Consider the following 25,744-nt stretch of genomic DNA (forward strand, 5'->3'; position numbering starts at 1 on the left):
CAGGCTGGGCTTTGGATGCCCGGCAAACTTCCGCTTGCGCAGCAGTTCGGCCGGGCCTATGTGTCGCAACGCTCTAACGGGGTGCCGGACGCGATTTTCGCGGACCGGCTGAGAGGCAAGACCGCCAACCCGCTGAACCTGATCCGGTTTGTACCGGCGGAGGGATTAGACGTTTCGGACAGCCCGACGCCTCAATTCCTTTCAACGCGAACGAAGGAGGCGCCGATGCGCAGTTTTTTCCACTCTCTTGTCTCGACTGTCCTGCTTGCGGCATCCGCGCTCGCCCTGCCCGGGCAGGCATCGGCGCAGGACAGGCTGACCGTCTATACTTATGAAAGCTTCACTGCCGATTGGGGTCCGGGGCCGGCAGTGAAGAAGGCCTTCGAGGCCGAATGCGGATGCGTCGTCGAATTCGTCTCGGTCGCCGACGGGGTTGCGCTGCTCAACCGTGTGAAGCTGGAAGGCGCTGCGACCAAGGCCGATATCGTGCTTGGCCTCGATACCAATTTGACGGCGGAGGCCAAGGCAACCGGCCTGTTTTCGCCGCACGGCGCCGTGTCTGACGTGAGCGTGCCAGGCGGCTGGAGCGACGATATTTTCGTGCCGTTCGACTATGGCTATTTCGCCGTCGTCTACGATACCGAAAAACTGAAGAGCCCGCCGAAGAGCCTCAGGGAATTGGTCGAGGGCGATGCCGGCGACAAGATCGTCATCCAGGATCCGCGCACCTCGACGCCGGGCCTTGGCCTGCTGTTGTGGGTCAAGTCGGTCTATGGCGACAAGGCGCCGGAAGCCTGGGCCAAGCTCAAGCCGAAGGTGCTGACGGTGACGCCGGGCTGGAGCGAGGCCTACGGCTTGTTCACCAAGGGCGAAGCGCCGATGGTGCTGTCGTATACCACCTCGCCGGCCTACCACATGGTCGCCGAAAATACCGAGCGCTACCAGGCAACGTCCTTCGAGGAAGGCGAATATCTGCAGATCGAGGTTGCGGGGATCACCACCAAGGGTGCGAAGAACCCGCTGGCGGAAAAGTTCGTCGCCTTCATGACCGGGCCGAAATTCCAGGACGTCATTCCCGAAACCAACTGGATGTTCCCGGCCGGCAAAACCGACAAGCCGCTCAATCCGGCGTTTGACAAGCTAGTCAAGCCGACCAAGACGTTGCTGTTCAGTCCGGAAGAGGTCGCGGCCAATCGTAAGGCCTGGGTCGATGAGTGGCTTGCGGCGATGAGCAAGTAGGATTGGCCGACTGATCGAAGATGGTTGCTCTACGGCGCCCCCCTTTGTCCTCCCGGTCATCTCCCCCACGAGGGGGGAGATTGGCAGCTTCGGCGTTTCGCTCAGTCCTGCAACGTTGGAGATTGGCTAAGGCCGAAATGACCACCAATTTCCCCCCTCGTGGGGGAGATGCCAACCTTTGGCGAACAGGGCAGGACAGAGGGGGGCGCGAAGAAACGCTGTCCTCGCTAAGAATCTCGAATCTGGCGGTCTAGCGTGCAACGCGCGTCATCACCCGACTCCCGCGTCGTCGCCGGCATTGTCGCGCTCGCCGCCATCGCGCTGCTGATCGGCGGGGCATTCGCCGGGCTGGCCATCGAAGCCGCACGCGACCCTTCCGGCGCCGCCTCCGCTTTCGATTCCTATCTCTTGCGCGTCGCCCGTTTCACGCTCTGGCAGGCGGTACTTTCTACCCTGCTCTCCGTCGCGCCGGCGCTGTTCGTCGCGCGTGCCCTGTCGCGGCATCCACAGTTTTTCGGGCGAGGCTTCATCCTGCAGCTTTTCGCGCTGCCCCTGGCGCTGCCGGCCATTGTTGCCGCACTCGGTGTCCTGGCACTCTATGGCCGCGCCGGCTATTTTGCCGGCATGCTCAGCACGCTTGGCGGTCAGAACTGGCCCGGCATCTACGGCCTGTCGGGCATCCTCGTCGCCCATGTCTTTTTCAACCTGCCGCTGGCAACGCGGCTGTTCCTGGAAGCATTGCAGACCGTGCCGGCCGACCAATGGCGGCTGGCGAGTCAGCTCGGCATGGGTGCTGCGCCGGCCTTCCGGCTGATCGAGTGGCCGCCGCTGCGCGCGGCCCTGCCGGGCATCGCCGGGCTTGTTTTCATGCTGTGCATCACTTCCTTCACCATCGTGCTTACGCTCGGCGGCGGACCCAGCGCGACGACGCTGGAGGTTGCCATCTACCAGGCGCTGCGTTTCGACTTCGACCCGGCGCGGGCGGTGACGCTGACCTTGTTGCAGATTGCCCTGACCTTCGTGGTCGTGCTGGCACTGACGCGGCTTGGCGCCAACACGACCGGCGACGCCAATCTGCAGGTGGCGCCGCGCCGGTATTTTTCAGCCGGTGCGGCCGAGACCGTGCTGAACGCGCTGGTGATCGGGCTGGCGGTGCTGTTTGTCGCCGGGCCGATGGCGGCCACGCTGGCGGCCGGGCTTGGCGCCGATCTCGGCCGGCTGGCCGGCGAGAACGTGGTGCGGCAAGCGACGGCGACCAGTGCCGTGCTCGCCCTCCTGTCGGCGTTGCTCTCTCTGGCGTTATCGCTGTCGCTGGTCATGGCGCGCCGGGCGCTGGCGCTCACCCGGCGGACAGGCCGGCGGACACTGCTCGAACATCTGGCCGATACCGGTGCGGGGTTCGTCCTCGTGGTGCCGCCCATCGTCATCGGCGCCGGCTGGTTCCTGCTCCTGCGCATCGTCAGCGATGTCTTTGCGATCGCCCCCGTCATGGTGGTGGCGGTCAATGCGGTGATGGCGATGCCCTTCGCCATCCGCGCCATCCGCCCTGCCTATGACGCGGCGAGCGAACGCCACGAACGGCTCTGTGCACAGCTTGGCATCTCGGGCTGGAACCGGTTGCGGCTGGTCGACTGGCCGTCGCTGCGACGGCCGCTCGCCACCGGCTTCGCCTTCGCTATGGCGCTGTCGCTCGGCGATCTCGGCGTCATTGCGCTGTTCGGCAGCGATTCCGTGCAGACTTTGCCCTATCTGCTGCTGGCGCGCATGGGCAGTTACCGCACCGAGGATGCGGCCGGGCTGGCGCTGCTGCTCGGCCTTGTCTGCCTGGCGCTGGTGCTGACCGCGGACTGGCTGGGAAGGAGGGAGAAATCATGATGCCGATCAGCCCGGAACGGTCCATTTCGGTGGAAAAAGGCGCGGCGGTGCGGCTCGACAATGTCTCGTTCAGCTATGGCGAAACGCCGCTTACATTCGACGTCGATTTCCCGGCCTCGGAGATCACCGCCATCATGGGGCCGAGCGGTTCGGGAAAGTCGACGCTGCTCAATCTGGTGGCCGGTTTCGAGGCGCCGCGGTCGGGCCGGGTGCTGATCGGCGGCGCCCATGTCAGCAATGCGCCGCCCTCAGCGCGGCCGGTATCGATGGTGTTCCAGGAAAACAACCTGTTTGCCCATCTTTCCGTCGAGCAGAACGTCGGGCTCGGCCGCTCGCCTTCGCTCAGACTGAGCGAGGCTGATCGCGCCGCAATCGCCGCAGCGCTGAAGCGCGTCGGCCTTGCCGGCAAGGAAAGCCGGCTGCCGCGCGAACTCTCCGGCGGCGAGCGCCAGCGCGTCGCACTCGCCCGGGTCCTGGTGCGTGACCGGCCGGTGCTGTTGCTCGACGAGCCGTTCGCTTCGCTCGGACCGGCACTGCGCGACGACATGCTCGACCTGGTGGCCGATGTCCATTCAGAGCAGCGCATGACGGTGCTGTTCGTGACGCACCAGCCGGACGATGCGCGCCGTATCGGCCACAAAATGGTTTTCCTGGATGGTGGCACGGTTGCTGCGACCGGCACCGCCGCTGATTTTTTCGTCGGGGCTGGACCGGATGCATTCCGACGCTATATCGGCTCGGGTCCGTTTGCGGCTGGATCACGAGATGTTGCCCGGAAGCGGACATAATTTATGGTCAAACCGGTGGAAGGCGAAGCGGCGCTTGCTTGCCATGGTCGAGGTAGTGTGGCTAGGTCCGCCAGGAGCTGGTCCGCCCTAGAGCGTGATTTGCCCTTGCTGCCTCGTATCTGTCGGACGCACGAAGGACGCCACAGCACTTGATTTTGCGCGTGATGCTTTTCGGAAATCGCACCTGATTTTCGTGGTCACGTGCCAGGACTTGAAAGGAAGCCGACCTGCCGACCGGCATCGACAATCGGAGGCTGAAGCCGCTGGCGCGCTTTGTGGCGCTGGCCAGCCTTGCCGTGGCGCTGGCAAGCTGCCAGATGTTCACGCCTCCCGACGTGCAGGAATCGGGCTTCCAGCCCTCCGACAAGCCGATCACGGTCGACAATGTCGCCGCCAACAGCAAGCTCGCCCAACTGGCGAAGGCGCAGCACCCGCGAATCCTTGCCACCTATGGCGGCGAGTATTCCGACCCGATGCTCGAGCGCATGGTGGCCAAGGTCGTCGGCAGACTGACCGTTGTGTCGGCCAACCCGACCCAGACCTACCGCATCACCATTCTCAACTCGCCCAACGTCAATGCCTTCGCGCTGCCGGGCGGCTATCTCTACATCACCCGCGGCCTGCTGGCGTTGGCCAACGATTCAGCCGAGCTTGCCGCCGTCATTGCGCATGAGATGGGCCATGTTACGGCCAATCATGGTCTGCAGCGCCAGCAGCTGGAAGCCGAGGAGGGGTTGGCGACCAAGGTCGTTTCGGATGTGCTCGGCGACAACCCGACCGCCAAGGCGGCGCTGATCCGCGGCAAGCTTAGGCTGGCCCAATTCTCGCGCAATCAGGAGCTGGAGGCCGACGCCATCGGCATCAAATCGATCGGCGAAGCCGGCCTCGACCCTTACGCCGCCGGCCGCTTCTTGCAGTCGATGTCGGCCTATACCGATTTCCGCTCGATCAGCGGCGCCACCGACGCCAGCCTCGACTTCCTGGCGACGCACCCCAACACGCCGCAGCGTATCGATCTCGCGCAGCGCCACGCCCGCCAGTTCGGTGCGCCCGGTGTCGGATCGCGCGATCGCGAATCGTTCCTTGCAGGCATAGACGGGCTGCTTTACGGCGACACGCCGGAGGAAGGCTATGTGCGCGGCGAAACCTTCCTGCATCCTGGCCTCGGCGTGTCGTTCTCGGTGCCCAACGGCTTCATCATCGACAATTCGGCGGCGGCGGTAACGGCGACCGGCCCGGGCGACATCGCAATCCGCTTCGACGGCGTCTCGATGGACAAGGACCGCTCGCTGACCGACTACATCCGCAGCGGCTGGGTTGCCGGCCTCGACGAGAGCAGCGTGCGCCAGGAGACGATCAACGGCAACGAAGCGGCAACCGCGCATGCCGGCGCCGACGGCTGGCAATTCGACATTGCGGTGATCCGTGCCGGAGGCCAGGTCTACCGCTTGCTGACCGCGGCGCCTTCGGCCAGCACCTCGCTGAGCACGGTGGCGCGCTCGGTCAGCGGCTCGTTCCGCATCCTGAGTGCTGCCGACAAGGCGGCGTTGAAGCCGCTGCGTATCCGCATCGTCACGGTGCAGGCCGGCCAGACAATGGGCTCGCTCGCCGCACAGATGGTCGGCGTCGACCGCAAGCTGGATCTGTTCAGGGTGCTCAACGCGCTGTCGCCGGGTGCTGCCGTTTCGGCCGGCGACAAGGTCAAGATCGTCACCGACAAATAGCCGACGCGATTCAGGCCGCTAGAAATTCCGGGTTCTGCTTCACCAGTGCCGCCTTGAGCTTTTCCATGGCGCGCGCCTCGATCTGGCGGACACGTTCCTTGGAGATGCCGAGTGTTTCGCCGAGGGCTTCGAGCGTCGCGCCCTCGTCGCTCAGCCGGCGCTCCTCGATAATCCTGAGTTCTCGCGCATTGAGCGCGCCGAGCGCCGTCTTCAGCCAGACAGAGCGGCGTTCGACGTCGATCGTGTCGCTCACAACCTCATCGGGCAGCGGGTCATCCGAAACCAGGAACTCCATCCGCTCTGTAGCGCCCGCATCGTCGGCAAGCGGCGTGTTGAGCGAACTGTCGGGCGCCGAAAGTCGGGAATCCATCATCGCCACATCGGCCTCGGATACCCCGAGAGCCGCCGACACTTCGCGGTAGAGCGTGGCATTCGACGTCTGCTCGGCGCCGTTTGCCAGGCGGGCGCGCAGGCGCCGCAGGTTGAAGAACAGCGCCTTTTGCGCGGAGCTGGTGCCGCCGCGCACGATCGACCAGTTGCGCAGGATATAGTCCTGCATCGAGGCCCGAATCCACCAGGTCGCATAGGTCGAGAACCGCACCTCGCGCTCTGGCTCGAAACGGGCCGCTGCCTCCAGCAGTCCGACATGGCCTTCCTGGATCAGGTCGCCCAGCGGAAGGCCGTAGTGGCGAAACCGCGACGCCATGGAAATGACCAGCCGCATATGCGCGACGGTGATGCGGTGCAGCGCGTGCTGGTCATTGTTTTCCTTCCAGCGCAGCGCCAGGAGATGCTCTTCGTCACGTTCCAGATAAGGGGCTTTCATCGCCGCGCGAACCATGGTCCGTCCTGCACTGTCTTCCATCATGCCGCGCTCCTGCTTCAGGCGTTGCGGTGCAATCGCAGAATCGTGAGTTGGCGCCGATGGTTGAAATGGCGGCGCCGCGCCCTACAACAGCGAAGAACGTGCCATGCGGGGGAATGTTCCCCCGGACTGTCATGTCGATTGCGCCGTTCCAGGCGATTCGCCACCGGCCTTGACCCAGCCGGATGGCGCCGGGAGATTCTGGTTAGAATGGGATTTCAAGGGCGCGAGATTTTTGAAATTTAATTTCTTATTCCGGCATCGCGCATCTGTCATTTTCCGGCACTCGCAATGACGCCGGAGATCGGCCAAGGACGGGATCACAGAAAAATGAAATGGCTCACATCGCTCATTGTCGCCGGAACGCTGCAGCTTCTGACCATCGCCGCCGGTCATGCCGGCGGCAATCTCGACCACATCAAGCAGTCCGGCGTCTTCAAGGTCGGCACGGAAGGGACCTATGCGCCCTTCACCTATCATGATGCTTCCGGCGCGCTGGTCGGCTTCGACGTCGAGATCGCGCGGGCCATCGCCGAGCGCCTCGGCGTCAAAGCCCAGTTCCTCGAAGGCAAATGGGACGGGCTGATCGCCGGTCTCGATGCCAACCGCTACGATGCCGTCATCAACGAGGTCGGCATCACCGAGGCGCGCAAGGCCAAATATGACTTTTCGGATCCCTACATCGCCTCCAAGGCTGTGCTGATCGTGCGTGGCGACAACACCGATATCAAAGGTTTCGCCGATCTCAAGGGCAAGAAGGCGGCGCAGTCGCTGACTTCGAATTTCGGCAAGCTGGCTGAAACCAGCGGCGCCGAGCTCGTCGGCACCGATGGGTTCGACCAGTCGATCCAGTTGCTCCTTACCGGCCGCGCCGACGCCACCATCAACGACAGCCTGTCCTTCCTCGATTTCAAGAAGCACAAGCCAGACGCCAATGTGAAGATTGCCGCCCAGGAAGAAAACGCCGACTATTCTGGCGTCATCGTGCGCAAGGGCGATCCGGAACTGGTGGCCGCCATCAACAAGGCGCTGGCCGACATCAAGGCCGACGGCACTTACCAGAAAATCGCCGACACCTATTTCGGCCAGGACGTTTCGAAGTAAAACGGCTTTTCTCGTGTGGCCGAATGCCGGCCCGCGTCGTTCATATCGCGGCGAGCTGTCTTTGACGGCCCGCCGCTTTCGCGTGATATGAGCGACGGCAATCTGGCAAGGAGGAGCCTTCGTGCCGCACTGGCTGCAATTGATGCTGGAATCCCTGCCTACGCTGCTGTGGGCTGCACTGATCTTCACCGTGCCGTTGACGCTGCTGTCGTTTGCATTCGGTCTTGTTCTCGGCCTGGTCGTGGCGCTTGCCCGGCTGTTCGGTCCCAAACCGCTGGTCGCCGTGGTCCGCTTCTACGTCTGGATATTCCGCGGCACGCCGCTTCTCGTGCAACTTTTCCTTATCTTCTACGGCCTGCCATCGGTCGGCATCCTGCTCGACGCCTTTCCGGCAGCACTGATCGGCTTCACCTTGAACATTGGCGCATATTCCTCGGAAATCATCCGCGCCGTCATCGGTTCGGTGCCCAAGGGCCAGTGGGAAGCGGCCTATTCGATCGGCATGACCTGGGCCCAGGCAATGCGGCGCACCATTCTTCCACAGGCGGGGCGCGTCGCCGTGCCGCCGCTGTCCAACACCTTCATCTCGCTGGTCAAGGACACTTCGCTCGCCGCCGCCATCACCGTGCCGGAGATGTTCCAGGCAGCGCAGCGCATCGTCGCCACCACCTATGAGCCGCTGATCCTCTATGTCGAGGCAGCGGCCCTCTATCTGGTCATGAGCTCCGTGCTGTCGGCCTTGCAGGCGCGGCTGGAAACGCGACTCAACCGCTACGGCGGCTTCCTGGAGGCGCGCGCATGATCGGCCTGACCAACATCGAAAAGCGTTTCGGCGACAATTTGGTGCTGAAGGGCGTGACCGTCACCATCGAGGAAGGCAGCGTCACGGCTCTGGTCGGGCCGTCGGGCGGCGGGAAAAGCACGCTTTTGCGCTGTATCAACCTGCTCGAGCTGCCGACGTCAGGCACGGTGCGGATCGGCGACGATGCACTCGAATTCCACCCCGGCGGCAGGGTCTCGACCAGGGATATCCAGCGACTGCGGCTGCAGACCGGCATGGTGTTCCAGAATTTCCAGTTGTTTCCGCATCGCACCGCGATCGAGAACATCATGGAGGGGCTGGTGACGGTGCTGAAATGGCCCAAGGAGAGAGCGCGCGAACGGGCGCTCGCCCTGCTCGAAAAGGTCGGCATGGCGCACAAGGCCGATGCGTGGCCGGCGACGCTGTCAGGCGGCCAGCAGCAGCGCGTGGCGATCGCCCGGGCGCTGGCGCCTTCGCCGAAAGTCCTGCTCTGCGACGAGCCGACTTCGGCACTCCATCCGGAACTGGCGCAGGAGGTGGTCGACGTGCTCGGCAAGCTCGCCAGCGAGGGCACGACCATGGTGATGGCGACGCATGATCTGCGGCTCGCCTCGAAGATCGCGCGGGAAGTGGTGTTCCTTGATGCCGGCAACATCGTCGAACAAGGCCCGGCCGCGGTGCTGTTCAGCAACCCGGAACGCCAGCGGACCAAGCGGTTTATCGCCACGCTGAAGCACGAGGCGGAAAGGGAGGGCGGTGGCGAAGGTTAAATCGCGACACGCTTTAAAACAAAAAACCCGGCATTGCGCCGGGGTTTCTGAATTCGAGGGCGAGAAAAACTCAGGCAGCTTCTTCCTGCTCGGCTTCCTCGTTGTCGGCCTTGGCGCCGCGCTTCGGGCCCTTATTGAGGTTCACCTCGATGAGGCGCACCGCTTCGGTCTCCGACATGCGGTTGACGGCCGCGATCTCGCGGGCCATGCGGTCAAGCGCCGCCTCGTAGAGCTGACGCTCGGAATAGGACTGCTCCGGCTGGTTGTCGGCGCGATAGAGGTCGCGCACCACTTCCGAGATCGAGATCAGGTCGCCGGAGTTGATCTTGGCATCATATTCCTGGGCGCGGCGCGACCACATGGTGCGCTTGACGCGGGCGCGGCCCTGCACGACCTTTAGCGCGCGCTCGACATAATCCTCTTCCGACAGCTTGCGCATGCCGATCGAGGTCGCCTTGGCGACGGGCACCTTGAGGCGCATCTTGTCCTTCTGGAAGTCGATGACGAACAGTTCCAGCTTGTGGCCCGCGACTTCCTGCTCATCGATCGAGACGATCTGGCCGACACCATGCGCCGGATAGACGATGTACTCGCCGGTCTTGAAACCGTGGCGCGCTGCGGTGGACTTCTTCTGCGGGGTGATCGTTGCCATTACGCCCTAAACTCCTTGTTGTGGTACCGGCATCGTGCCGGCCCGAACTCGTGCGACCGGGGTGACCGGTCGTTAGCCGCACAACGATGAACTCACCGGAAAGGCCAGGACCGGCAAATCGCAACATCGCGATCGCCTGCCCCAGATCGCTCTGGTCCGGATTGAGAAATTCACCTTTCAGTGATTTGGGGCGTTTGCGCCATAAATCGACGTTGTGTCACCGGCATGTTTGGCTGATATAACACAAAAAGTCGGAAGAATCAAGGTTTTGCTGCACGCGCGAAGGCCATGCGCCGTCGCCGCCCGTCAAGGCCGTTAATGTATCACGTCTGTTACGCGGCGTCAGGCCGCCGCAGCCGGCAGGCTCGTCAATCGCCTTCGCCGGGCTCCGGGGAGAAATATTTCTCGAACTTGCCGGGTTCACCATCGAAGTTTTTAGCGTCGGCCGGCGGCTCCTTCTTGGCGGTGATGTTGGGCCATTTCTCGGCATATTCGGTGTTGATCTGCAGCCATTTGTCGAGGCCCGACTCGGTGTCGGGCTTGATCGCGTCGGCCGGGCATTCCGGTTCGCAGACGCCGCAATCGATGCACTCGTCCGGGTGGATGACGAGCATGTTCTCACCTTCGTAGAAACAGTCGACCGGACAGACCTCGATGCAGTCCATGTATTTGCATTTTATGCAATTGTCGGTCACGACATAGGTCATTGGTCGGCTCCGGGACGTCCCATTTTGTTCGGCTTTTTTGGTGAGGTAACGCCTTTGTCCGCTGGTGGCAAGGGCGGCTCTTACCAGCGGTGCCGCGGTTTCCGGAATGGAATTCCAGAGGGCCGGCAAAGCGGAAGGTCGGCCTTGCTCAATCGTCGCCGAGCAGGTGGTCGGTCTGGCGGCGTTCCTTCTTCGTCGGGCGGCCGCTGCCGGCCTCGCGCAACGGCGGTACCGCATCCGGAAGCGCCTCGCCCTTGGGCGCGGGGGGCGGCGACATGTCCTCGTAGAGCAGGCGGGCCTCTTCGGCCGGGCCACGCCGTAGGCCGGTGCCAAGGACTTTCCAGACGAAGATCCGCCGCTCCAGCGTGATGGTCAAAACATCGCCCGGCCGGACCGTATCGGAGGCCTGCGCTGCTTTGTCGCGATTGATGCGCACGCGTCCAGCGACGACCAACTTGGCTGCCAGCGTGCGCGATTTTACCGCGCGCGAGAAGAACAGCCACTTGTCGATGCGCTGGCGGGCATCAGTGACCATCGGACGAGCAGCTTACTTCTTCAGCTGGTCGCGCAACGCGGCGAGCTTGGCGAAGGGCGAGTCCGGATCGAAGCGGACCGGGCGTTCCTCACGCGGCTTTGGCTGGAAGGCGGGCTTTGCACCTTGCGCGCCGCCTTTGCCGTCCTGCCGGCCAGCCTTCCAGTCGGGCCGGTTTTCGCGCCCGTCGGGGCGTTCGCCTTGCGGCTTGCCGGCGCGCTGCTCTGCCGCCTCGCCTTGCGGCCTGGGCTTGAACTTGCTGCGGTCGAAGCGCGGCTTGCCGGCGCCGTCACGCTGGTCGTGGCGTCCCTGACGGGCGGGCCGGTCGCCCGGCGTTGGTTGCCCGCCGGCATCCACCGGCGCATCGCTGCGGCCGCCAGGCGCAGCTTGACCATTACGCGCGCGACTGTCCCGATGATTGTCCCGGGGGCGTTTGTCATGTTGGCGATGACGCGGGCGCTGGTCGAAACGACCCTGCCGCCACAACAGGATGGGTTTTGGCTCCTCCGCCTCTGGGGCAGCTTCGCCGGCAACGGCTTCCGCCGTCGTTGCAGGTTCGGCCGGCGATGCTTCCATAGTTTCGGAAACCGGCGGCTCTGCCGGTGCCTTAGCCTCAGTTTCCTCCCCACGACCCGCCTTTGGCTCAGCCGCTGGTTCTGCAGGCGCTTCAGCAGCCATCTCGGCGGCGGGCCGGGTCTCTTGCGTGACTTCCGCCGCAGCTTCAGGGGCTGGAGCTTCCGCGACAGGCTCTGCCGCCACTTCGGTCGCGGCTTCGGCCGCCGCCTCCGCAACCGGGGCCGCATCCGGCACTGGCTCGGAAATCTCGGCCGGCGGCTCTGCCGCGGCAGATGCTTCCGCCATCCTCGCCTGCTCGGCTCGCGCAGCCTCTTCCGCCGCCTGCTTTGCAGCGGCAGCTTCACGCGCGGCATTGTCCTGTGCTTCGAGCCGCGCCTTGACCTCGGCCGCCGGCTTGGCATCGGCGCGATAGCCGAGCCCCTTCAAGATTTCTTCCATGTCGTCGGCGGTGGCGCCGAGGATCGACATCATCGGCGGCGTCACCATGAAGGACTGGCCGTCATAGGCGCCGTCGGGGCGAGGCCCGAGGCCCGGCTTCCAGTTGGTCGCCGGCCGGATGAGGTCGGCCAGCCGCTCGAGAATATCGACGCGTACAGCACGCCGGCCAAGATTGCGATAGCCCGCCAGCTTGTAGAAACTCTTGTCGAAGGTCGGATCGATGACCACCGAGGTACGGCCGGAGGCCAGTGCGTGAACGACGTCGCCGAAGCCGGGCTTGTCCTTGCCGTCATTTCTCAGCGCCCACAGCAGCGTTATCAACCCGGCCGGCGCCGGTTTGATCAGCGCCGGCACGAAGACATGATAGGCGCCGAAGCGCACGCCGAGACGGCGAAGCGCCGCGCGGCCTTCCTGGTCGAGCGACTTCATCTCGTCGGCGATGTCGCGACGGTTGATGAGGCCGAAATGCTCGACGAGCTGGAAAGCGATGCCGCGGCCAATGCCGGTGATCTGCTCGGCATTCTTGAGATCGACCAGCGGCTTCAGCAGGGATTCGATCTGGAAGTTGACGAAGCGCTCGGCACGCGCCGCAACCTTGTCGCGGGCCGGGCCGGTGAGTTGCTCGTCGGCGAGCAGAACGAGACGCGGCTTCAAAGCGTCTTCGCCGGCGACCAGTGTGCCGATCGGGGCGCCGATCCAGCGCAGCGTGCCATCCGAACCCAGCGCGATGTCGCCGTTGGCCGAGGCGCCGAAGCGCTCGGCCCGCGCCTCGAACTCGGCGGCAAGCGCCTTCTGCGCCGCCGCCCGCACCGCCTTGGCGTCCTCGCCGCCGGCGCTCTGGTCGGCGGTGAAGCGGAAACCCTGCAACTCGCCGACGTGATGGCCTTCGACGAGGACGGTTCCGGTTGGGCTGATTTCGGCTTCAGGCATCGTGTTTTCTCTAAGGCGCCGCATGAGGACGGAAGTCCTGCGGTCTACAAAACGTTTCGTCAACCGCTCATGCAGCGCATCAGACAATCTGTCTTCGATTTCGCGCGTCTTTTCCTGCCAGTGTGCCCGATCGGCCAGCCAGCCGGGCCGGTTGGAAACGAAGGTCCATGTGCGGATCTGGGCAATCCTGTGCGACAGCGTGTCGATGTCGCCTTCGGTGGTGTCGGCACGGCGCACCTGCTCGGCCATGTAGTTCTCGTCGACGTGGCCGTGCCTGGCAAGGTCCATGTAGATGGAGGCGATCAAGTCGGCGTGCTGGGCCGGCGCGATCTTCCTGTAGTCGGGCAGCGCGCAGGCTTCCCACAGCAGCGCCACGCGTCTGGCATCGGTGGTGAGTGCCCGGACGTCCTCGTCGCGCGACAGATGCTCGAGCGCCTGCGCGTCTACTGCCGGCAGTGCTCGCGTCAGGCCTTCGACCGGGGCGTTGGTCTCGATTGAGCGCTTCAGTGCATCGAGGTTGGCGAAATCGAAATGCGCTGTGCGCCACTGCAGCACTTTCACCGGGTCGAAATCATGCGCCTCGATCTTCTTGACCAATTCCTCATCCAGCGGATCGACCTGGCCGGTGACCCCGAAGGTGCCGTCGCGCAGATGCCGGCCGGCGCGGCCGGCAATCTGGCCGAGCTCGGCCGCCGTCAGGTTGCGGTACTGGTAGCCGTCGAATTTGCGATTCTGGGCGAAGGCGACGTGGTCGAGGTCGAGGTTGAGGCCCATGCCGATGGCGTCGGTGGCGACGAGATAGTCGACGTCGCCCGACTGGAACAGCGCCACCTGGGCGTTGCGGGTGCGCGGGCTGAGCGCGCCGAGCACGACGGCGGCACCGCCCTGCTGGCGGCGGATCAGCTCGGCGATGGCATAGACCTCGTCGGCCGAGAACGCGACGATCGCTGTGCGCCGCGGCAGGCGCGTCAGCTTCTTCGAGCCGGCATAGGCAAGATGTGATAGGCGCGGCCGGGTCACCACCGACACGCCCCGCAACAGGCGCTGCAGGATGCCGTGCATGGTGGCCGCGCCCAGCAGCAGCGTCTCCTGGCGGCCGCGCAGATGCAGGATGCGATCGGTGAAGATGTGGCCGCGTTCGAGATCGCCGGCGAGCTGGACCTCGTCGATGGCAACGAAGGCGGCGTCGGTCTCGCGCGGCATCGCTTCCACGGTGCAGACCGAGTATTTCGCGCCCGCCGGCTGGATCTTTTCCTCGCCGGTGATGAGCGCCACCTTATGGGCGCCGACCTTTTCGCAGACGCGCGTATAGACCTCGCGGGCAAGCAGCCTGAGCGGCAGGCCGATGACGCCGCTTTCGTGCGCCACCATGCGTTCGATGGCGAGATGGGTCTTGCCGGTGTTGGTCGGGCCGAGCACGGCCGTCACGTCTCGACCCGACAGGATCAGCGGTTCAGTGTGTTTCGGATGGATGTTCATCGGCCTGGAAATAAGGCTCTCTGCCTCGCATTGTCGGGAGCGCGCCCATATTGGCCGCGTATGACAGGCGAGACATAGGGACTTCGGGCGCGAAGCGAAAGCGGAATGTGCCAAGGGCAGGCCGATTGCTCGCTTCAAAGCCAGAAAATCTGTTCCCGATTAACAGTTGGAACGAGTCTGGAACGAATCAGCGACGAATCACTGACTCGCGCTGATTCAGGGTTTGTTCACGGCTACATCTGGGTTTTCTGCCGGCGAGTCTCACCACATGCTGAATCCCGGAAACTGGCCCGATTCATGCAAGCGGCATCCAAGCCAGCACCGCCGTTAACCTTTGCCGGTGAATGATCGTTGCCGGCGAATATGCGTCGTCCAACATTATGAAATTATTGATGTTTCCTAATGCGCTTTAATCATTTCGAGGGTGTTTTCAGCTCTCGCCGTTAACGTTCTGCTCAAAGCCGGAACGAATCGGCGACGAATCAGAGATAGCCGAAGTTTCTCGGTTTGTTCACCACACCATGTTGTGTTGTGAACAGCTTTTCCACCGAGAATCCACAGGCTGCGGGACAGGTTGTGCACAAGTTGCGCAGATGCCGTTAACCTTTACGTGCCGGATTGGGCCAGCGCTCCGATGACTTGCGGAGGAAACGCTGCCAATTGAAACGGGCCGTTTTACAGGCCCGTTCGTTCAGCGCGTATCTGTCTTAACGTAAAGATAAATCATCAGGCGATGTACTGGCCGCCATTAGCACTGATGGTCGAGCCGGTGATGAAACCGGCATCGTCGGAAGCGAGGAAGACGACGCAGCGCGCGATCTCGTCCGGCTCGCCGAGACGGCCGACCGGGATCTGCGGGATGACGCGCTCGTTGAGCACCTTCTCGTCTATCGCCTTGACCATCTCGGTGGCGATATAGCCGGGGCAGATGACGTTGACGGTGATGCCGGCGCGCGCGCCTTCCTGGGCCAGTGCCTTGGTGAAGCCGATGTCGCCGGCCTTCGAGGCCGAATAATTGACCTGGCCGGCCTGGCCTTTCTGGCCGTTGATCGAGGAGATGGTGATGATGCGACCGAACTTGCGGTCGCGCATGCCGCCCCACAACGGATGCGTCATGTTGAAGACGCCGGAAAGGTTGGTGTCGAGGACCTCCTTCCATTGCTCGCGCGTCATCTTGTGGAACATCGCGTCGCGAGTGATGCCGGCATTGTTGACCAGCACCGAGACGGGACCGAGATCGGCCTCTATCTGTTTGATGCCGGCGGCGCAGGCTTCGTAGTCGGCGACCGACCATTTGTAGACTGGGATGCCGGTCGCGGCCTTGAACTTTGCCGCCGCTTCGTCATTGCCGGCGTAGTTTGCGGCCACCGAATAGCCGGCGCTTTTCAAGGCGACCGATATCGCCGCGCCGATGCCGCGCGACCCGCCTGTGACGATTGCAACTTTTGTCATGTGTCCTCCTCCCGGAAATGCAGATGACTGAGCGTTGAAGCGGTGGGGTTTGCCCTCTACTCCCTACTCGCTTTGCGCCAGCATCCTATTCGTATCGCTTATCTCATCACAATGCTTCCACGCACATGGCAACACCCATACCGCCGCCGATGCACAGCGTCGCAAGACCTTTCTTGGCACTTCTGCGGCGCATCTCGTAGACCAGCGTGTTGAAGATGCGGGCGCCCGAGGCGCCGACCGGGTGGCCGATGGCGATGGCGCCGCCATTGACGTTGACGGTGGCCGGGTCCCAGCCCATGTCCTTGTTGACGGCGCAGGCCTGCGCGGCGAAGGCTTCGTTGGCTTCGACCAAATCGAGGTCGCCGACCGACCAGCCGGCCTTGGCCAGCGCCTTGCGCGAGGAGGGGATCGGTCCCGTCCCCATGATCTGCGGGTCGACACCGGCGGTCGCCCAGGAAACGATACGCACCAGCGGCGTGATACCGCGCCTTGCGGCTTCCGTTTCGGTCATCAGCACCACGGCGGCGGCGCCGTCGTTGATGCCGGAGGCATTGGCAGCAGTCACCGTGCCTTCCTTGTCGAAGGCGGGCTTGAGCTTGGTCATGGCCTCGATTGTCGCGCCATGGCGGATGTATTCATCCTGGTCGACGACTGTGTCGCCCTTCCTGCCCTTGACGGTGAAGGCAACGATCTCGTCATTGAATTTTCCGGCTTTCTGCGCGGCCTCGGCCTTGTTCTGGGAAGCCAGTGCGAATTGGTCCTGGTCGTCGCGGGTGATCTGGAACTGGCGGGCGACGTTCTCCGCGGTGTTGCCCATGTGATAGCCATAGAAGGCATCGGTCAGACCGTCCTTGATCATGGTGTCGATCAGCTTGAAGTCGCCCATCTTGACGCCACCGCGCAAATGCTGCGCGTGCGGAGCCATCGACATCGATTCCTGGCCGCCGGCAATGATGATTTTTGCGTCGCCCTGGGCGATCTGTTGCATGCCGAGCGCGATGGCACGCAGGCCCGAGCCGCAGAGCTGGTTGAGGCCCCAGGAGGTCGCCTCCTGCGGCACGCCGGCGGCCATTGCCGCCTGCCGCGCCGGGTTCTGCCCTTGAGCCGCGGTCAGGATCTGGCCGAGAATGACCTCGTCCACCTCCTTGCCGTCGACGCCGGCACGGACCAGCGCTTCCCTGACGGCGACGGCACCCAGTTCATGGGCTGGCGTGTTGGCGAAGGCGCCGTTGAAGGAGCCGACGGGCGTGCGCGCCGCACTGGCGACAACGATGGCGTTGGAAGCGGACATGTTCTTCTCCAGGCTTGCGGGAAACGATTTCGGGTGCCGTTGGGGACTTTTCTTGCCCTTTCCACAATCCGAGTCAAACCCGAAATGGGCATGGCGTTGCTCCGTCGCAAGCAGGCCGCCCGTCGCTGCAACGGCGGCCCGTCCGTGCTGCGCAGCATAAAATGTTCCCGCACTGCACAAACTGCTTGGATTCATGAGGCTTTTGCGCATATCCTTAAAAAAGGCGCAATCGTTACCGGCGGCTTACTTAAGCTGGCCGGTGTCCGGGGAGGATGCAGATGGCCGCAAAAGACGAACCTGTTGTTATCAAGAAATATGCCAATCGCCGTCTCTACAATACGGGCACCAGCACTTATGTGACGCTCGAGGATCTCGCTGATATGGTCAAAAAAGGCGAGGACTTTACTGTCCAGGACGCCAAGACCGGTGACGACATCACCCATCCGGTGCTGACCCAGATCATCTTCGAGCTGGAGAATAAGGACGGGCAGAACATGCTGCCGATCCCGTTCCTGCGTCAGCTCATCGCCTATTACGGCGATCAGATGCAGATGATCGTGCCGAGCTTTCTCGAGCAGTCGATGCTGGCCTTCTCTAAGGAGCAGGAACGCTTTCGCGAGCAGATGAAAGATGCCCTCGGCAAGTCGCCGATGGACATGATGAAGATCGCCACACCGATCAAGGTGCTGGAGGAGCAGACGCGGCGCAACATGGAAATGTTCCAGAACGCCATGCGGCTGTTCACGCCGTTCCCGCCTGCGGGCTCTGCGCCGGCAGCAGCGCCGGGCGAACCGGCCAGGAAGGAAACATCGGAAAAACCCGACGACCTTCAGGAGCTGAAGGAGCAGATCGCCGCCATGCAGCGCAAGCTCGACACGATGTCGTGACTGCCGGCCGGCGAAGCGCCGGCCGAAACTTCCTCAGGTGCCGCTGAGACTTCGCAAACAACGCGGCTAGAGCTGCTCCGGCAGCGGTCCCCGGTAGCGGGCGCGCGGCCGGATCAGGCCGTTGCTTGTCACCTGCTCCACGGCATGCGCGGCCCAACCGACGCTGCGGCCGAGCGCAAACAAGCGGAACGGCGCATCGGACGGCAAGCGGAGGCTGCGCGTCAGCGCAGCCAAGGCGAAATCGACGTTCGGGCGCATGCCCGTTGCCGCAAAGGCCGCATCGCAAAGCCGTAACAGCCCATCGTCGACATCGATCGCGGCCAGCAACGGTTCCGCACGTGGATCGCCGTCGGGGTAAAGCGGATGGCCAAATCCGGGCAGCGGCCTGTCGTGACCGAGCCAGCGTCCGATAGCCGCATCCGGCCCCAATCTCTGCGCATCCTCCGCCAGCATCATGACCGCCTCAGCGGCGCCGCCATGGCGCGGACCGGAGAGCGTGGCGAGGCCGGCAAGCAGGCAGGCCGAAACAGGTGCGCCGGTGGACGCGGCGACTCGCGCGGCGAAGGTCGATGCGTTCAGTTCGTGATCGGCCAACAGCACGAGCGCGCGGCGGATCAAGTCTGTGCCGGCCGCATCAAGCGACCAGCCCCGCGCCAGCCGTTGATGCACGGCGCCGGTTCCGCGAACCGCGCCGAGCGCCTGGGCCAGAGCGGCGATGACGCCGGCCGCGTCGTGGTTGAGCGAAGCCGATCTGCGGCCGAGCGAAGGCCGGTCGTTGGCCGCCAACGCGGCCAATTCCGCGAAGGCCGCCGGCCGGCCAGTTGCGCCGTTGCCGTGGCGGCTCGCCGACGCGAACGACACTGGTGCGTCGGATGCCCAAAGCAGGCTTGCCGTCTGCTCCAGCGTGGCAGCCTCGCAGAGAGCGATCGCATCCTGGCCGCGATAGACGAGGCGGCCGTGCAAAACGGTCGAGATCGTGGTGGCGATCGCCGGCTCGCCCCAGGCAATTGCGCTTTCGGCGATTGCCTGGGGATTTCGGCCGCGCGCCCGGCGGCTCGCCAGCGCCGCGATGTCGTCGGCGCGATACTGGCTGCGGCGTGGGTCCGCCCGATCCGGCTGCATGCCGATGCGTCCGCGGCTGACATAGGCATAGAGCGTCTGGGCGCGCACCTTGAGACGCTCCAGGGCTTCGTCCCGCGTCAGCCACTCCGTCATGTCAGCCTTGGTGTGTTGATTCGATTGATCAAGATTGATGGTCCAGTCGCCAACCCTTATCTACCGCCCGGAAAGGGTCAAGGAGAAAACCAATGGCGAATGGGCTCGATGATGTGGTGGCGGCGGAAACGGTGCTCTCCGATGTTGACGGTCTTGGTGGCCGCCTGACCATCCGCGGCCATTCGTTGCCCGAACTGGCAGGCCGCTGGAAATACGCCGAGGTGGTTCATCTGCTGTTCGACGGCTTTTTCGACGATCTTCCCGGCGACAAGGAACTGGCGAACGCGATCGGTCGGGCGCGCCGCGAAGTGTTCGAGCAGATCGAACCCTTGCTGCCGTTTCTCGCATCCCTCGACATTTACAGCGCGATGCGCGCCGGCATTGCCCTGCTGCCGGACGGTGACAAATTGCCGGACGCGCTGCGGCTGGTTGCGGCACCTGCCGTGCTGACGCCGGCCTTGCTACGCTTCCAGCGCGGCGAAAGCCCAATTGCGCCCGATAGCACGGCCGATCATGCCGCCGACATGCTGCGGATGCTGACCGGCATTGTGGCCTCGCCTAAATCGGCGAAGGCGCTCGATACCTATCTCGTGACGGTTTGCGACCATGGTCTCAACGCATCGACCTTCGCCACGCGCGTGGTCGCCTCGACGCAGGCCGGGCTTACTTCGGCGGTGCTGGCCGGGCTCGGAGCGCTCAAGGGGCCGCTGCATGGCGGCGCGCCTGGTCCGGTGATCGACATGCTGGATGCGATCGAGGCGCATGGCGACGCCGCCGGGTGGCTGCGTGACGAGATCGCGCGCGGCCGCCGCATCATGGGCTTCGGGCATCGCATCTACCGCGTGCGCGATCCGCGTGCCGACGTGCTGAAAGCGGTGGTGCGGCAACTCGGCGCCAAGGGCGAAGCCGGCCACCGGCTGGCGTTTGCCGAGCGCGCTGAGCAGGCGGCCCTCGAAGTGCTTCGCATCGCCAAGCCCTCGCGCTCGATCCAGACCAATGTCGAGTTCTTCACAGCGCTCCTGCTGGAAGCGGCGGGCTTTCCGACAGAGGCGTTCACCAATGTCTTTGCTGCCGGGCGCGTCGCCGGCTGGATTGCCCATGCTCGTGAGCAGCAGTCGAGCGGACGGCTGATCCGGCCGCAGTCGCGCTATATCGGGCCGGTGCCGGACCTCGTCGCTTAGGATTTCTCCCCGAATGCTTTACGGAAACCGGCCCACTATAGCCGGTTCCGGACACCCTCTCGTCAAAACGAGAGAGTGCCTACATGACAAAAATTTCATGTCATTGCTCCACACATCCGCTGTTCTTGGGTGACAGAGAGCCTATATGCTGCAGTGCAGCATGGTTCCACGGGAGCCCGCCTCGAAAGGAATAAGCCGCCTTGACCACCAGAAAAACCGCCATCGTCACCGGTTCAACCTCGGGCATCGGCCTGGCCATTGCCCACGCACTCGCGGCCGAAGGCTGCAACGTCGTCGTCAATTCCTTTTCCGACACCGCCGACGATCACGCCGTCGCCGACGCAATTGCGAAGCACCACAAGGTGAAGACCGTCTACGTCAAGGCCGACATGTCGAAGCCGGCCGAGTGCCGGGCTTTGGTGGCCAAGGCAGCCGAGGCATTCGGCTCGGTCGACATCCTGGTCAACAATGCCGGCATCCAGCATGTCGCGCCGGTGGAAAGCTTCCCGATCGAGAAGTGGGATGCGATCATCGCCGTCAACCTGTCATCGGCCTTCCACACCATCGCCGCCGTCATCCCGTTGATGAAACAGGCCGGTGGCGGCCGGATCGTCAACGTCGCCTCGGCCCACGGCCTGGTCGCGTCGCCGTTCAAGTCGGCCTATGTCTCGGCCAAGCATGGCATTATCGGCTTGACCAAGACTGTCGCCCTGGAGCTGGCGCGCGACAAGATCACCTGCAATGCCATTTGTCCCGGCTATGTGCTGACGCCGCTGGTCGAGGCGCAGATTCCCGACCAGATGAAGGCCAACAAGATGGACCGCGAGACGGTGGTCCGTGAGGTCATGCTCGAAAAGCAGCCGACCAAGGAGTTCGTCACCGTCGAGCAGGTTGCGGCGGCCGCGGTGTTCCTATGCTCGGATGCGGCGGCGCAGATCAACGGCGCGCACATCTCTGTCGATGGCGGCTGGACCGCTCAGTGAAGCTTTCAGCGGTCAAGGGCCACGCCATGCCGAAAAACGGCAAGGTGGAAGAGCCAAAGAAGATCAACATCGCGCTGCAAGGCGGCGGTTCGCACGGGGCGTTTTCCTGGGGGGTGCTCGATCGGCTGCTGGAGGACGGGCGCCTCGATATAACGGCGGTTTCGGGCACCAGCGCCGGCGCCATGAATGCCGTGGCGCTGGCCGACGGTTTCGTCCGCGGCGGCGTCGAGGGCGCGCGGCGTAAGCTCGACGATTTCTGGCGTGCGGTGGCGGCAAAAGGCCGCTTCAGCCCGGTGCAGCGCATGCCTTGGGACGTCGCCTGGGGCAATTGGTCGATCGAGAACACGCCCGGCTATTTCCTGTTCGATACGATGTCTCGGGTATTTTCGCCCTATGTCGCCAATCCGCTCGCCATCAATCCACTGTGCGACGTGGTCGAACGTGAGATCGATTTCGACAATGTGCGCGCCTGCAAGTCGATGGAACTGTTCATTTCCGCTACCAATGTCGAGACAGGCCAGTTGCGGGTCTTCTCGGACGGCGAGATCGACCTCGACACGGTGATGGCGTCGGCCTGCCTGCCGCAATTGTTCCGTGCCGTCGAGATCAAGGGCGTGCCCTATTGGGATGGCGGTTATGGCGGCAACCCGGCACTGTTCCCGTTCTTCAAGACAGCGGCCACCGAGGACGTGCTTCTGGTGCAGATCAATCCGGTGGTCCGCGAGGGGACGCCGAAGAGCGCCAATGAGATCCAAAACCGCATCGACGAGATCACCTTCAATGCCGGGCTGTTGCGCGAATTCCGCTCGATCGCCTTCGTCAAGGAACTGATCGCTGCCGGCCGATTGCCGCACGGCGAATATCGCGACATCCGCATGCACCGCATCGATGCCGACGAAGCGTTCAAGGATTTGTCGGCATCATCCAAAGTCAATGCCGAATGGGCGTTCCTTGCCTATCTGCGCGACCTCGGCCGCACCGCAGCCAGTGACTGGCTGGAAGAAAATTACGACGCCGTCGGCAAGCGGCCGACAACCGATCTGTCCGGCGAGCTCGACGACGGCTTGAAGCCGGTGCGCGGGCCGGCGCCGGGCCGCCGGGTCAAGGAGTTTCTTGCAGCGCGCAAGCAGCCGCAGGCCGCCCGCCGTCCGGCCTAGCGCCTGCGCAAAGCAGATGACATCGCAATCGTCTAAATCATCCTGACACTTGCTGCCATACCGCTGTTTTTTGGTGATCGAGCGCCGATCCATCAGCCGCATCTTTGCAGCCAAAGCAACAACCCATCAACTTTTCTGACTATATTGCGATGCAACTTTGAGGTAGAAGCGCGCTTCGCCGATCACGGCAATTTGAATACGGCCTCGCGCGCACCCATATCGGCGACGCGCCCCAACTAGAAGATGCGGCCTGGCCGAACCCCGTGCACTGGAAAAATGACGATGCCGAAAATCAGGTTTCACAAGCTTGCAGCCATTGTTGTGCTTATCGGGTTTGCCGCCTGGATGGCGACGGGACAGTTCTCGTCAGTCGGCAGCGCGGCCGCCGACGGCAAACCCAAGGCGGGCGAGGTCGAGCAGCCCAAGGCGGACGCGAGCAAGCCCAAGAATGCCGAATCGGGGACTGCCGAAGCCGAACAGCCGAAGGCGTCTTTGCGCACGGTCGCGGTCATAACCCCGCCACGGCGGACCTATGCGCGCGCCATCCGCATTTCCGGACTGACCGAGGCAGACAAGCGCGCGGTGCTGGCGACCCGGGTCGACGGCATCATCGACAAGCTGCCGGTCAAGCAAGGTCAGCACGTCAAGACGGGCGACCTCGTGCTGATGCTTGCTTCCGAGGAAAAACTTTCGGCGCTCAGCAATGCCAAGCAGCTTGTCGCGCAGCGTCAGGCCGAACTCGATGCGGCCTCGCGGCTGGCGAAAACCGGCAATCTGCCTAAGCTGCAGCTCGACAACGCCCGCTCCACCCTGACCTTAGCGCAGTCGATGCTGGAAGCCATGCAAGCCCAGCTTGATCGCAATGAGGTGAGGGCTCCGTTCGACGGCGTCATCGACCGGGTGCCGGTGGAGCTTGGCAGTTCGGTCATGCAGGGCGGCGAGGTGGCAACCATTCTGAGCCTAGACCCTGTGATCGCCCGCGGCGAGGTCAGCGAGCGTGATCTCGGCTATCTGAAGATCGGCGACAAGGCGAATGTACGGCTGGTCAGCGGCCAGATCGTCGAGGGCACCGTGCGCTACATCAGCCGTGACGCGTCGTCCGCCACCCGCACCTTCCGGGTCGAAGTCGCCATCCCCAATGCAGATGGTTCCGTACCGGCCGGCATGACGGCCGAAATCGCGCTCAGCGCCCAGCCGACGGACGCTGTCATGCTGCCGCGCTCCGTGGTGACGCTCGGCGACAAGGGCGATCTCGGCATCCGCGCCGTCGACAAGGGCGATAAGGTCGTGTTCTTCCCGATCGACCTGGTCGACGACACGCCGACCGGCCTGGTGCTCGGCGGCATTCCTGCTGACGCCCGCATCATCGTCGCCGGCCAGGAGCTGGTGAAGGAAGGCGAAATGGTCAAGCCGATCGAAGCAGACCAGGCGACCATTCAAAAGCTGTTGGGCGAAGCGACGACCGGAACGCAGTAATCATGGACATCGTCAAACTTGCAATCAGCAATGCCCGGCTGACCATTTCGGTCCTGGTCTTTCTCATCCTTGCCGGTGCGGTCGCCTACCAGTCGACGCCAAAGGAAGCGGAACCGGACGTTCCAATTCCGATGATGTATGTCAGCCTGATCTACCAGGGCATCTCGCCGGAAGACTCCGAGCGCCTCCTGCTGCGGCCGATGGAAGCCAAGCTGAAGAGCCTGAAGGGCTTGAAGGAGATGCGATCGGCCGCCTTCCAGGGCGGCGGTTATGTGCTGGTCGAATTCCAGCCACAGACGGATCTCGCCACCGCGCTGCAGGACACGCGCAGCAAGGTACAGGACGGCAAGGCCGACCTGCCGCAGGCGGCCGAGGAGCCCGTCGTTACCGAGGTCAATGTCTCCGAGTTCCCCGTTTTGGTGGTGACGCTGTCGGGCGAGGTGCCCGAGCGCGTGCTGACGGCCGCCGCGCGCGAGCTGCGCGACCGCATCGAGGAAGTGCCTGGCGTGCTCGAGGGCTCGCTGCAGGGCGCCCGCGACGACCTCGTCGAAGTGGTCATCGATCCGATGAAACTGTCGTCCTACGGGCTGCAACTAGAGCAGTTGATCGGCGCGGTCGGCGCTTCCAACAGTCTTGTCGCCGCCGGCAACATCGAAGGGTCCGAGGGCAAGTACGCGGTCAAGGTGCCGTCGCTTATCGAGACGCCAGAGGACGTGGCGGCGCTTCCGGTCGTCGCCGGCCCCAATGCGGTGGTGCAGGCCAAGGATATCGCCACCATCCGCTCGACCTTCAAGGACGCCGAGACGGTGACCCGCCTCGACGGCAAGCCGGCGATTGCCATCGAGGTGAAGAAGCGCATCGGCTCCAACCTGATCGATACGATCGGCAAGGTCAGGGAGGTGTCCAACGCCTTCATCAAGACGATGCCGGAGGGCATGCACGTCACCTACACGCAAGATAAGTCCGTCTTCGTGAACCAGTTGCTCGGCGACCTGCAGAACCACGTGATGATCGCCGTCATCCTGGTGTTCATCGTCATTCTCTATGCGCTGTCGGGCCGTGCCTCGCTGCTGATCGGATTGGCCATCCCCTCATCCTTCCTGATCGGCATCCTGTTGCTGGCGATGATGGGCTACACGATCAACATGATCGTGCTGTTCAGTCTCATCCTGGCGGTCGGTATGCTGGTCGACGACGCCATCATCGTCACCGAATTCGCCGAGCGGCGTATGAGCGAGGGCATGCCGAAGCAACAGGCGTTCGCGCTTGCCGCCAAGCGCATGGCCGGCCCGGTTATCGCGGCGACGATGACGCGCATTGCCGCCTTCTCGCCGCTGTTGTTCTGGCCGGGCATTATCGGCGACTTCATGAAATATATGCCGATCACGCTGATCGTGACACTCTCGGCCTCGATGCTCTACGCACTGGTCTTCGCGCCGACGCTGGGCGCGATATTCGCCAAGGCGCCGGCTCATCACCCGGACGACAATCACGACGGCTGGTACATGGCGGTGGTCAAGCAGGCGGTGCATTATCCCATCACAGTGCTTGTCCTCACCGTGGCGCTGTTGTTCGGCGTCGGCTACGCCTATTCGAAATTCGGCGCCGGCGTCGAATTCTT

21 protein-coding genes and 1 riboswitch are annotated in these 25,744 nt (G+C 63.7%); of the genes, 13 read left to right on the forward strand and 8 right to left on the reverse strand.

Features of this window, described 5'->3' with window-relative positions:
* Positions 1-67 precede the first annotated feature (67 nt).
* Positions 68-182, forward strand: a riboswitch (TPP riboswitch).
* Positions 183-225: 43 nt separating this feature from the next.
* The 4 genes from thiB to AC0L2P_RS29470 all read left to right on the forward strand — a co-directional run bounded on the left by thiB (position 226) and on the right by AC0L2P_RS29470 (position 5,626).
* On the forward strand, positions 226-1,239 hold the full coding sequence (gene thiB, locus AC0L2P_RS29455; protein ID WP_473506413.1) for a thiamine ABC transporter substrate binding subunit: 1,014 nt from the start codon (positions 226-228) through the stop codon (positions 1,237-1,239).
* A gap of 255 nt (positions 1,240-1,494) precedes the next feature.
* A complete protein-coding gene (gene thiP, locus AC0L2P_RS29460; protein WP_473506415.1) occupies positions 1,495-3,114 on the forward strand; it encodes a thiamine/thiamine pyrophosphate ABC transporter permease in 1,620 nt (539 codons plus the stop codon).
* On the forward strand, positions 3,111-3,902 hold the full coding sequence (gene thiQ / locus AC0L2P_RS29465; protein ID WP_473506417.1) for a thiamine ABC transporter ATP-binding protein: 792 nt from the start codon (positions 3,111-3,113) through the stop codon (positions 3,900-3,902). The genes thiP and thiQ overlap by 4 nt, the downstream gene beginning before the upstream one ends.
* Positions 3,903-4,156: 254 nt before the next feature.
* A complete protein-coding gene (locus AC0L2P_RS29470; protein ID WP_473506452.1) occupies positions 4,157-5,626 on the forward strand; it encodes a M48 family metalloprotease in 1,470 nt (489 codons plus the stop codon).
* Positions 5,627-5,636: 10 nt separating this feature from the next.
* Here AC0L2P_RS29470 and AC0L2P_RS29475 read toward each other — a convergent pair whose 3' ends face one another.
* On the reverse strand, positions 5,637-6,494 hold the full coding sequence (locus AC0L2P_RS29475; RefSeq protein WP_473506419.1) for an RNA polymerase factor sigma-32: 858 nt from the start codon (positions 6,492-6,494) through the stop codon (positions 5,637-5,639).
* Between the two features lie 327 nt (positions 6,495-6,821).
* Between AC0L2P_RS29475 and AC0L2P_RS29480 the strand changes: the two genes are divergently transcribed.
* From AC0L2P_RS29480 to AC0L2P_RS29490, 3 genes are all read left to right on the forward strand, one after another.
* On the forward strand, positions 6,822-7,595 hold the full coding sequence (locus AC0L2P_RS29480; protein WP_473506421.1) for an amino acid ABC transporter substrate-binding protein: 774 nt from the start codon (positions 6,822-6,824) through the stop codon (positions 7,593-7,595).
* Positions 7,596-7,716: 121 nt separating this feature from the next.
* Positions 7,717-8,397: an ABC transporter permease subunit gene (locus AC0L2P_RS29485; RefSeq protein WP_473506422.1), complete on the forward strand. Its 681-nt coding sequence runs from the start codon at positions 7,717-7,719 to the stop codon at positions 8,395-8,397.
* The gene (locus AC0L2P_RS29490) at positions 8,394-9,167 is read left to right on the forward strand and encodes an amino acid ABC transporter ATP-binding protein (RefSeq protein ID WP_473506424.1); all 774 of its coding nucleotides are present in this window, start codon (positions 8,394-8,396) and stop codon (positions 9,165-9,167) included. The genes AC0L2P_RS29485 and AC0L2P_RS29490 overlap by 4 nt, the downstream gene beginning before the upstream one ends.
* Before the next feature lie 70 nt (positions 9,168-9,237).
* Here the strand turns inward: AC0L2P_RS29490 and AC0L2P_RS29495 are convergent, their stop codons facing one another.
* The 6 genes from AC0L2P_RS29495 to AC0L2P_RS29520 all read right to left on the reverse strand — a co-directional run bounded on the left by AC0L2P_RS29495 (position 9,238) and on the right by AC0L2P_RS29520 (position 17,224).
* Positions 9,238-9,819: a CarD family transcriptional regulator gene (locus AC0L2P_RS29495; protein ID WP_006327799.1), complete on the reverse strand. Its 582-nt coding sequence runs from the start codon at positions 9,817-9,819 to the stop codon at positions 9,238-9,240.
* Positions 9,820-10,187: 368 nt separating this feature from the next.
* Complete coding sequence (fdxA, locus tag AC0L2P_RS29500; protein WP_473506426.1) at positions 10,188-10,526, reverse strand: ferredoxin FdxA; 339 nt, start codon at positions 10,524-10,526, stop codon at positions 10,188-10,190.
* 148 nt (positions 10,527-10,674) lie between these two features.
* Complete coding sequence (locus AC0L2P_RS29505; RefSeq protein WP_473506428.1) at positions 10,675-11,061, reverse strand: RNA-binding S4 domain-containing protein; 387 nt, start codon at positions 11,059-11,061, stop codon at positions 10,675-10,677.
* A gap of 12 nt (positions 11,062-11,073) precedes the next feature.
* Positions 11,074-14,481 (reverse strand): helicase-related protein, encoded by a 3,408-nt coding sequence (locus tag AC0L2P_RS29510; RefSeq protein ID WP_473506430.1) that lies wholly within the window; start codon positions 14,479-14,481, stop codon positions 11,074-11,076.
* 726 nt (positions 14,482-15,207) lie between these two features.
* On the reverse strand, positions 15,208-15,933 hold the full coding sequence (gene phbB / locus AC0L2P_RS29515) for an acetoacetyl-CoA reductase (protein ID WP_473506432.1): 726 nt from the start codon (positions 15,931-15,933) through the stop codon (positions 15,208-15,210).
* 106 nt (positions 15,934-16,039) lie between these two features.
* Complete coding sequence (locus AC0L2P_RS29520; protein ID WP_473506434.1) at positions 16,040-17,224, reverse strand: acetyl-CoA C-acetyltransferase; 1,185 nt, start codon at positions 17,222-17,224, stop codon at positions 16,040-16,042.
* Positions 17,225-17,502: 278 nt separating this feature from the next.
* Between AC0L2P_RS29520 and phaR the strand changes: the two genes are divergently transcribed.
* Complete coding sequence (gene phaR / locus AC0L2P_RS29525; protein ID WP_473506436.1) at positions 17,503-18,111, forward strand: polyhydroxyalkanoate synthesis repressor PhaR; 609 nt, start codon at positions 17,503-17,505, stop codon at positions 18,109-18,111.
* Between the two features lie 66 nt (positions 18,112-18,177).
* Here phaR and AC0L2P_RS29530 read toward each other — a convergent pair whose 3' ends face one another.
* On the reverse strand, positions 18,178-19,326 hold the full coding sequence (locus AC0L2P_RS29530; protein WP_473506438.1) for a citrate/2-methylcitrate synthase: 1,149 nt from the start codon (positions 19,324-19,326) through the stop codon (positions 18,178-18,180).
* Between the two features lie 92 nt (positions 19,327-19,418).
* Between AC0L2P_RS29530 and AC0L2P_RS29535 the strand changes: the two genes are divergently transcribed.
* The 5 genes from AC0L2P_RS29535 to AC0L2P_RS29555 all read left to right on the forward strand — a co-directional run.
* Positions 19,419-20,507, forward strand: coding sequence for a citrate synthase/methylcitrate synthase (locus AC0L2P_RS29535; RefSeq protein WP_473506440.1), 1,089 nt, complete (start codon positions 19,419-19,421; stop codon positions 20,505-20,507).
* Positions 20,508-20,707: 200 nt separating this feature from the next.
* The gene (locus tag AC0L2P_RS29540; protein ID WP_473506442.1) at positions 20,708-21,490 is read left to right on the forward strand and encodes a 3-hydroxybutyrate dehydrogenase; all 783 of its coding nucleotides are present in this window, start codon (positions 20,708-20,710) and stop codon (positions 21,488-21,490) included.
* 26 nt (positions 21,491-21,516) lie between these two features.
* Complete coding sequence (locus AC0L2P_RS29545; RefSeq protein ID WP_473506454.1) at positions 21,517-22,647, forward strand: patatin-like phospholipase family protein; 1,131 nt, start codon at positions 21,517-21,519, stop codon at positions 22,645-22,647.
* Positions 22,648-22,929: 282 nt separating this feature from the next.
* Positions 22,930-24,123 (forward strand): efflux RND transporter periplasmic adaptor subunit, encoded by a 1,194-nt coding sequence (locus tag AC0L2P_RS29550; protein ID WP_473506444.1) that lies wholly within the window; start codon positions 22,930-22,932, stop codon positions 24,121-24,123.
* Positions 24,124-24,125: 2 nt separating this feature from the next.
* On the forward strand, positions 24,126-25,744 hold a 1,619-nt coding region (locus AC0L2P_RS29555), incomplete at its 3' end, for an efflux RND transporter permease subunit (RefSeq protein WP_473506446.1).

The organism is Mesorhizobium sp. WSM4836 (assembly GCF_055811815.1).

Coding starts and splice junctions, on each gene's coding strand:
- thiQ (WP_473506417.1), top strand. CDS start 3,111: ATGATGCCGATCAGCCCGGAACGGTCCATTTCGGTGGAAAAAGGCGCG.
- AC0L2P_RS29480 (WP_473506421.1), top strand. CDS start 6,822: ATGAAATGGCTCACATCGCTCATTGTCGCCGGAACGCTGCAGCTTCTG.
- fdxA (WP_473506426.1), bottom strand. CDS start 10,526: ATGACCTATGTCGTGACCGACAATTGCATAAAATGCAAATACATGGAC.
- thiB (WP_473506413.1), top strand. CDS start 226: ATGCGCAGTTTTTTCCACTCTCTTGTCTCGACTGTCCTGCTTGCGGCA.
- AC0L2P_RS29510 (WP_473506430.1), bottom strand. CDS start 14,481: ATGAACATCCATCCGAAACACACTGAACCGCTGATCCTGTCGGGTCGA.
- AC0L2P_RS29535 (WP_473506440.1), top strand. CDS start 19,419: ATGGCGAATGGGCTCGATGATGTGGTGGCGGCGGAAACGGTGCTCTCC.
- AC0L2P_RS29490 (WP_473506424.1), top strand. CDS start 8,394: ATGATCGGCCTGACCAACATCGAAAAGCGTTTCGGCGACAATTTGGTG.
- AC0L2P_RS29495 (WP_006327799.1), bottom strand. CDS start 9,819: ATGGCAACGATCACCCCGCAGAAGAAGTCCACCGCAGCGCGCCACGGT.
- AC0L2P_RS29530 (WP_473506438.1), bottom strand. CDS start 19,326: ATGACGGAGTGGCTGACGCGGGACGAAGCCCTGGAGCGTCTCAAGGTG.
- AC0L2P_RS29550 (WP_473506444.1), top strand. CDS start 22,930: ATGCCGAAAATCAGGTTTCACAAGCTTGCAGCCATTGTTGTGCTTATC.
- phaR (WP_473506436.1), top strand. CDS start 17,503: ATGGCCGCAAAAGACGAACCTGTTGTTATCAAGAAATATGCCAATCGC.
- phbB (WP_473506432.1), bottom strand. CDS start 15,933: ATGACAAAAGTTGCAATCGTCACAGGCGGGTCGCGCGGCATCGGCGCG.
- AC0L2P_RS29545 (WP_473506454.1), top strand. CDS start 21,517: ATGCCGAAAAACGGCAAGGTGGAAGAGCCAAAGAAGATCAACATCGCG.
- AC0L2P_RS29520 (WP_473506434.1), bottom strand. CDS start 17,224: ATGTCCGCTTCCAACGCCATCGTTGTCGCCAGTGCGGCGCGCACGCCC.
- AC0L2P_RS29475 (WP_473506419.1), bottom strand. CDS start 6,494: ATGATGGAAGACAGTGCAGGACGGACCATGGTTCGCGCGGCGATGAAA.
- AC0L2P_RS29505 (WP_473506428.1), bottom strand. CDS start 11,061: ATGGTCACTGATGCCCGCCAGCGCATCGACAAGTGGCTGTTCTTCTCG.